Consider the following 6,609-nt stretch of genomic DNA (forward strand, 5'->3'; position numbering starts at 1 on the left):
GATCGCGATCGAGCGCGGCTTCTGGCTCGGCGACGCGTTCGCGTCCGGCGGCGAGCATGGCTACGACCACAAGAAGATGGCGATCACGGCGCGCGGCGCGTGGGAATCTGCGCGGCAGCATCTGCGCGAGATGGGCCGCGACCCCGACCGCGGCGCGCCCATCACGATGATCGGCATCGGCGACATGTCGGGCGACGTGTTCGGCAACGGCCTGCTGCGCTCGCGCAACGTGAAGCTCATCGCCGCTTTCGATCATCGCCACATTTTCATCGATCCCGATCCAGACCCCGCGGCCAGCTTCGACGAGCGCAAGCGCCTGTACGATCTGCCGCGCTCCACCTGGGCAGACTACAATTCTGCGCTCATCAGTCCAGGCGGCGGCGTTTTCCGTCGCGGCCAGAAGCGAATCGAGTTGAGCCCCCAATCGCGCGCCGCGCTCGGATGCGACGCCGACGCACTCGACGGCGAATCCTTGATTCAATGCATTCTGCGCGCGCCCGCCGATCTATTTTACAATGGCGGGATCGGCACCTACGTTCGCGCGACGACCGAGACCGACGCTGAGGTCGCCGACCACGCCAACGACGCATGCCGGATCACCGCGCCCGAACTTCGCGCGAAGATTGTCGTCGAAGGCGGCAACCTCGGCTTCACCCAGCATGCGCGCATCGAGTACGCGCTCGCGGGCGGCCGCATCAACACCGACGCGATCGACAACTCGGCCGGCGTTGATATGTCGGATCACGAGGTCAATCTGAAAATTTTGCTCGAGCCCGCCGTGGCCAGCGGCGATCTCACTTTCGACGCACGCAATCGCGCGCTCGCCGCATGCGCTGACGAAGTCGCCGACCGCGTTATCGCCGACAATCGCGACCAGATGCTCTCGCTCAGCCTCGAACAGCTCCGCAGCCGCACGCACCTGAACGAGTTTCGCGATCATCTCCAAGCCATCGCGGATCGCGGCATCTTGGCCGGGATGGACCCCGCTATACCTCCGCGCGAAGCGCTACATGATCGCCACGCGCAGTACCCCGGCCTCACCCGGCCCGAGCTCGCTCTCGCCACCGCATACACCAAGATCGATCTCATCCAGCGCATCGAAACCACGGTGCTGGTGGATGATTCGTACCTGGTCGGACGGTTCCTGCAACCGTACTTCCCGACCTCGCTGGCCGAGCACGCCGACGTCGGCGCTCATCGCCTCCGTCACGAGCTGATCGCGACGCGCGCCGTCAATGAACTCGTCGATCTCGCCGGCTCGACATTCGTATTCAGCCACGTGCGGGATCGCGGCGTCGCGGCCGAGGACGTCGTCCGGGGATGGATCATCGCGACCGACGTGCTTTCGATTCACGAGCGCGCCGCTGAGCTCAAGCGCAACGCCGCGACGACCGCGGCCGAATCGGAGCTCGGCGCATTTCTCGCTCTCGAACGCGCGTGTCGCAGCGCCACCGGATGGGCGCTGAGCGAACTCGAGCCCGCCACTTCGATCGGCGCCGCAATAACCCGCTTCAAGCCTGCATTCGAAATGCTATGCGATGAATTCGAAACGATGCTCGCCGGTGGCGAGCGCGACCGCTTCGAGCGCCTCTATCGCGAACTTCGCAATGACGTGCACGAAGGCGAACTGGCGCACGGGCTCGCGCGACTCGCCTTCGCCGATCACATTCTGAGCGTGCTGAGTCTGAGTTTCGCCCGCGAAATCGAGCCGGCCAGGGTGGCACACGCTTATCTCCAGCTAGCCGCGCAACTCAACTTCGCGATTCTCGAAGAAGCGCTGCAATCGATCGGCACTGACGATCGCTGGGAGCGCCGCGCCGCCAACGAGCTGTCCACCGAACTCCGCGCCGCGCGCATCGCGATGTGCTGCGCGGTGCTCGACGCCATCGCCGACGATCCCGAGCTGAATGTGGATGAATCGATCGAACAGTTAAAGCGCGTCCGCGCAAATCGCTTCGCAGAAGTCGCGCGCCTCTTCGACGAACTGAAAACGCTCGCAGCCCCGAGCCTCCCCGCGATTCACGTCACGATCCGCGCACTCTCACGATTGGCAAGTTGATGGGGTAGTTTTCCCCCATCGCTTAGTTGCACCCTCTCAAAGCGCGACTTGCGGCAGTTGCGCCGTCACCTGCATTGCCGCCTGTGCAGCGGAATCACCCCGCTCCGCCACCTGCCGCTCACGCAAATCCTGGTACAAGCGCAGGCTGGCCGCGATTACCAATGAAGCAATCGCGAAATTCACGGCAATCACGCAAAGATCAACCAGAAAGATCGTCGTACTGAGGAAACCTGTGACCGCCCCGACCGGACCGAGCAGCCTGCTCACCACGAAGAAGGCGACGCCAGCCAAAGATGTGTATCCCCACCAGAACGCGACAAATACCGCGATCCTTGTCGCGACCTTAAAAAAGCGCTTGCGCATCAGGTCGCGGCTGAATAGCAGCGCGTGAAAGCTGCGCTTGCCGTCGAAGATTAGCGCGTATTGGGAAAAATACAGCCACGCATACACCAGTGCACTCACGACGATCATCAACAGCAAACCAAAGTAGATCAACACGTTCAGTGCAGAGCCCGAGGACAAGCCGACCAGAAACGATGTCGTATCGGGGAGGACAAATTGCAGGAACGTTACCCAGATGAATCCAAGCAACAGCTTGCTCGCATCTCGATAGACGGCGATCGCCTCGCCGACTATCGAGGGCTCTCGCAACCCGGCTTGAGTCCTCTTCAGCGAGCTCAGCACAATCAACGTGACCAACGACGCGAGCAACCCGACGAGCTGATTGAGTACGTTGAATACCCACGGCGCGTAAGGCTGCGGCTCCTGGAGCGGCGGCGGCTTGGCGGTCGCGTCCGCGCTGTCCGCCGGTGTGTAGCTGATCGGGGACGTGTAGCTGATGTTCTGCGAGCCGGGCGCAAAGTTCGTCGCGAGGCGGTGTTGCAGATTCAGCGCTTCGGGCAGCAGGCACAACGCGGCCGCGAGCAGCAGCGGCGCCAGCACGATCGCCAGCACCGACCAGTTCCCACGCAGATCGTTTACCGCGTTGGCTAGATATATGAAGCTGCTTTTGAGGCGAACAGGGCTCACAGCGCGTTAGAGGTTGGCATCCTCACACAATCGAGACAAGTCCGCGCAATTCCCCATGATTCGCTCCGCGCTTCGATGATATAATCAGATCACCAACGCCCCTCTGGGAGAACGCACTCATGGCCGACGACGACCGCGCCGCGAAAATCGAGCATGAGAACAAAATGATTCGCCGCCTGCGCTTCCTGGTCGATCTGACCTTCGCCGTCATCGCGCAGGACAATGACATGACGCTAGAGCTGGGATGGGAGCATGTGCTCGCGCTCAAGGGCGCCGCCGTTGCGATGTTCCCCGGCAAGGAAGAGACCTTCGACCTCGTCTACCTGCCGCGCTTCTCGCGCCTGCTCGCAGAGCGGTTCGGCGCGAATTGAAGCTGTCAGGCCTTATCGCGAAGCCCGACGGTTCGATCTCTCGAGGGCAAATCACGTTCGCCGACAGGATCACCGCGCTCGAATCCGTCTCGGGCGACGGCGACTATTACATCCTGCCTGGCCTTGTCGATCTGCAAGTCAACGGCTCGCACGGTATCGACGTGATGAACGCGTCGGCGGACGCACTCGCCAATCTGAGCCGTCATCTCGCGCGCGAAGGTGCGACCGCATGGATGCCGACTGCGGTTACCGCGCCAGTTGAAAAGATCGCGGAGGTTCACGAGTCGATCGCAACCGCATTCGAAAATTCGCGTCGCGACAACTCCACGGATGCATCCGCCATTCTCGGGATGCATCTCGAAGGCCCGTTCATTTCACCGCACCGCCTCGGCGCGCATCCCACACTCAACCTCGAGCCGCGCGGCGACGCGTTCGAACGAGTGCTCGCGATGAACGCGCTTCGATTGATCACGCTCGCGCCCGAGCTGCCCGGCGGACTCGACGCGATTCGCCGTCTCACCGCGCGCAACGTGGTAGTCTCCATTGGCCACACCAACGCGACTCTCGACGAGGCGAACGCCGGCATCGCCGCCGGCGCGCGGATGTTCACGCATCTGTTCAACGCGATGCGCCCGTTGAACCATCGCGACCCCGGCGTCATCGCCGCCGCACTCGCGCCGTCACCCGCAGTTCCCGGAATCATCCCCGACGGCGTCCACGTGCATCCTGCGATGTTGCGTCTCGCGGTGACGGCGCGGGGTAAAGACGGAATCATCATCGTCACCGACAAAGTGGCGCTCGCAGGAACCACCAACACCGAGAAAAATATCGGCCGCGCTCGCGCGACCATTCGCGACGGCGCCGCACGCCTCGACGACGGCACGCTCGCCGGCAGTATCATCTCGATGCTCGACGGCGTGCGCGTCATGGTCGAAAAAGCCGGCGTCAGCATCGGCGACGCAGCCGTGATGGCCGCCACCAATCCCGCAAATCTCGTCGGTGCTAACGATCGCGGCCGCATCCAGGTCGGCGCCCACGCCGATTTGATCCTGCTCGGTCCGGCGCTAGAGTTGAAGTCCGTATTCATCGGCGGTCGCGAGTTAAAATAAACACCGGGCCGTCAGAATCTCGAAGTCATCATCAACCGGAGCCGATCGATGCCACTGAACATTGCTTGCGTGGGCCGCCAATACCCGCCCGTTACGATCAACGTCACCCTCGACGCGCTCCAGAAGTACGCCCGCGCGTACAACGACGACAACTCCGCGTTTTTCGACGCGAGCCGCGCCGCCGGCATCGTCGCGCCGCCGATGTTCGGCGTCACGGTCACCTGGGACGCGCTGATGAAAGCAATGATGGATCCCGACCTCCACGTTGACCTGCTCCGCCTCGTTCACGGCGAGCAGGACATGGAATTTCCTAATCCGATTCACCCCGGCGACGTCATCACCGCGACCGCGAAAATTATTTCGATCGACGTCAAGACTACCGGCGAGACCATGACTGTCGAGTTGACCGCCGCCAATCAGCAAGGGCAGCCGGTTCAGAGGACGCACTTCATTATTTTCATTCGAGGTGCTCGAAACCGCGACGCCGCGGCCCCGGATCCGCGCCCGGTTGAGCCTGATCGCGGCGCGCCGCTCTTTTCTGTCGCCCAAACCATCGACAAGGATCAGACCTTCCGCTACGCCGAAGCGTCCGGCGATCCCAATCCAATCCACGTCGACGAAAACATCGCGAAGATGGCCGGCCTGCCGGGAATTATCGTGCACGGCCTCTGCACGATGGCGTTCACGTCGAAGGTCGCGATCGACAGGCTCTGCGCCGGCGATCCCACACGCCTTAAACGCCTGCGCGTGCGCTTCTCGCGTCCCGTGCTCCCCGGCCAGACCATCACCACCAAAGTCTGGGCCGACAACGAAAGCGAGCGCGGCGGTCGCAAAGTTTTCGCCTACGAGACTTTCAATCCGGATGGCCAGGCCGTTATCAAGGGCGGTATCGCCGAAGTCGCATCCTGACGTTGTGAAAATCACCATCGGCCTCTCGCTCTCCCTCACTGGCGAATACTCGCCGATGGGCCGGCAGGCCGAACTCGCGATCCGATTGTTCATCGCCGACGCCAACGCCAGCAGCGCGCTGCGCGTCGGCGGTGAGCGCTGTGAGTTCGCCCTCGAATGCCACGACGATGCGAGCGATCCTGCGCGATGTGCCGAAATCTATCGCTCGCTATGCGCCGATCGCCGCACCGATGTGATCTTCGGGCCGTACTCCAGCCGCCTCGCGCGCGTCGCCGCGCCAATCGCCGAACAATCCGGCCGCGTCTTCGTCAATCATGGCGGCGCCGGCGACGAACTCTACGAACGCGGCTACAAGCTGATCGTCGGAGTACTTAGTCCCGCAAGTGACTATTTGCGCGGCTTCGTCAGACTACTCACTCAACTCAAGCTGTGGCGCAAACGCGTCGCGATCGTCGCGTCAAAGACTCCGTTCGCTCGCGCGGTTGCCTCGGGCTTCGAGCGTGCTGCCGATGAACGCGTCGCCCGCCGCCGCGGAGTCCGCGTCCGCGTGAAGTGGAACGGCGCATTCGATCTCGACTCGACTCCTGGCAAGCTCTTCCCCGCGCTCGCGCGCAACCGCGTCAACGCACTCGCGAGCGCCGGCAGCTACGAATACGACGTCGCCGTTATGCGCGCGGTCGTGGAATCGCGGCTCAACATCCCGGTGCTCGGATGCATCGCCGCCGGCGTCAGTCGCTTCGCATCGGACCTCGGCGAGCTGGCGGACGGAATCGTAGGCCCCTCGCAATGGGAAGATTCCTTCGAGCTCGAGCCCGCGCTCGGTCCCACGCCTGCCGAGTTCGCACGCCGAATGCGGGCGGCCGGTTCCGCCGACGCTCCCGACTATCCCGCCGCGCAGATTTATGCGGCAGGTCTCCTGACTGCCGCCGCGCTCGCAATCAGCGGCGGCTGCGACGACGCGATGCTTCGTGCCGCATTCTCGGATTTGCGCACGACCACGATGTTCGGTGACTTCTCCATCGATCGCGTTACCGGCCGCCAGGTCGGTCACCAGATGCTTCTCGTGCAATGGCACCGCGGACGCAAGGTGATCATCACTCCCGAGTCGCACGACGATTCCGGCTCGCTCGAT

6 protein-coding genes are annotated in these 6,609 nt (G+C 63.1%); 5 read left to right on the forward strand and 1 reads right to left on the reverse strand.

Annotation, left to right across the window (positions count from 1 at the left end; genetic code table 11):
* On the forward strand, positions 1-2,059 hold a 2,059-nt coding region (locus tag VIW95_RS15995), incomplete at its 5' end, for an NAD-glutamate dehydrogenase domain-containing protein (RefSeq protein ID WP_331588360.1).
* A 36-nt stretch (positions 2,060-2,095) separates the two neighbouring features.
* Here VIW95_RS15995 and VIW95_RS16000 read toward each other — a convergent pair.
* Positions 2,096-3,013: a hypothetical protein gene (locus tag VIW95_RS16000; RefSeq protein WP_331588362.1), complete on the reverse strand. Its 918-nt coding sequence runs from the start codon at positions 3,011-3,013 to the stop codon at positions 2,096-2,098.
* Between the two features lie 194 nt (positions 3,014-3,207).
* On the opposite strand from VIW95_RS16000, the gene VIW95_RS16005 reads away from it, so the two are divergent.
* From VIW95_RS16005 to VIW95_RS16020, 4 genes are all read left to right on the forward strand, one after another.
* Positions 3,208-3,459 carry a hypothetical protein gene (locus tag VIW95_RS16005; RefSeq protein WP_331588364.1) on the forward strand — a complete coding sequence of 84 codons (252 nt, stop codon included), beginning with the start codon at positions 3,208-3,210 and terminating at the stop codon, positions 3,457-3,459.
* Complete coding sequence (nagA, locus tag VIW95_RS16010) at positions 3,456-4,568, forward strand: N-acetylglucosamine-6-phosphate deacetylase (RefSeq protein WP_331588366.1); 1,113 nt, start codon at positions 3,456-3,458, stop codon at positions 4,566-4,568. The genes VIW95_RS16005 and nagA overlap by 4 nt, the downstream gene beginning before the upstream one ends.
* A 48-nt stretch (positions 4,569-4,616) precedes the next feature.
* Positions 4,617-5,477 (forward strand): MaoC/PaaZ C-terminal domain-containing protein, encoded by an 861-nt coding sequence (locus VIW95_RS16015; protein ID WP_331588369.1) that lies wholly within the window; start codon positions 4,617-4,619, stop codon positions 5,475-5,477.
* Positions 5,478-5,481: 4 nt separating this feature from the next.
* Positions 5,482-6,609, forward strand: a 1,128-nt coding sequence (locus VIW95_RS16020) for an ABC transporter substrate-binding protein (RefSeq protein WP_331588371.1), incomplete at its 3' end; no start/stop codon positions are given.

This window comes from Binatus sp. (SeqCode), assembly GCF_036522015.1.
Classification (GTDB): domain Bacteria; phylum Desulfobacterota; class Binatia; order Binatales; family Binataceae; genus Binatus.

Coding starts and splice junctions, on each gene's coding strand:
- VIW95_RS16015 (WP_331588369.1), top strand. CDS start 4,617: ATGCCACTGAACATTGCTTGCGTGGGCCGCCAATACCCGCCCGTTACG.
- VIW95_RS16005 (WP_331588364.1), top strand. CDS start 3,208: ATGGCCGACGACGACCGCGCCGCGAAAATCGAGCATGAGAACAAAATG.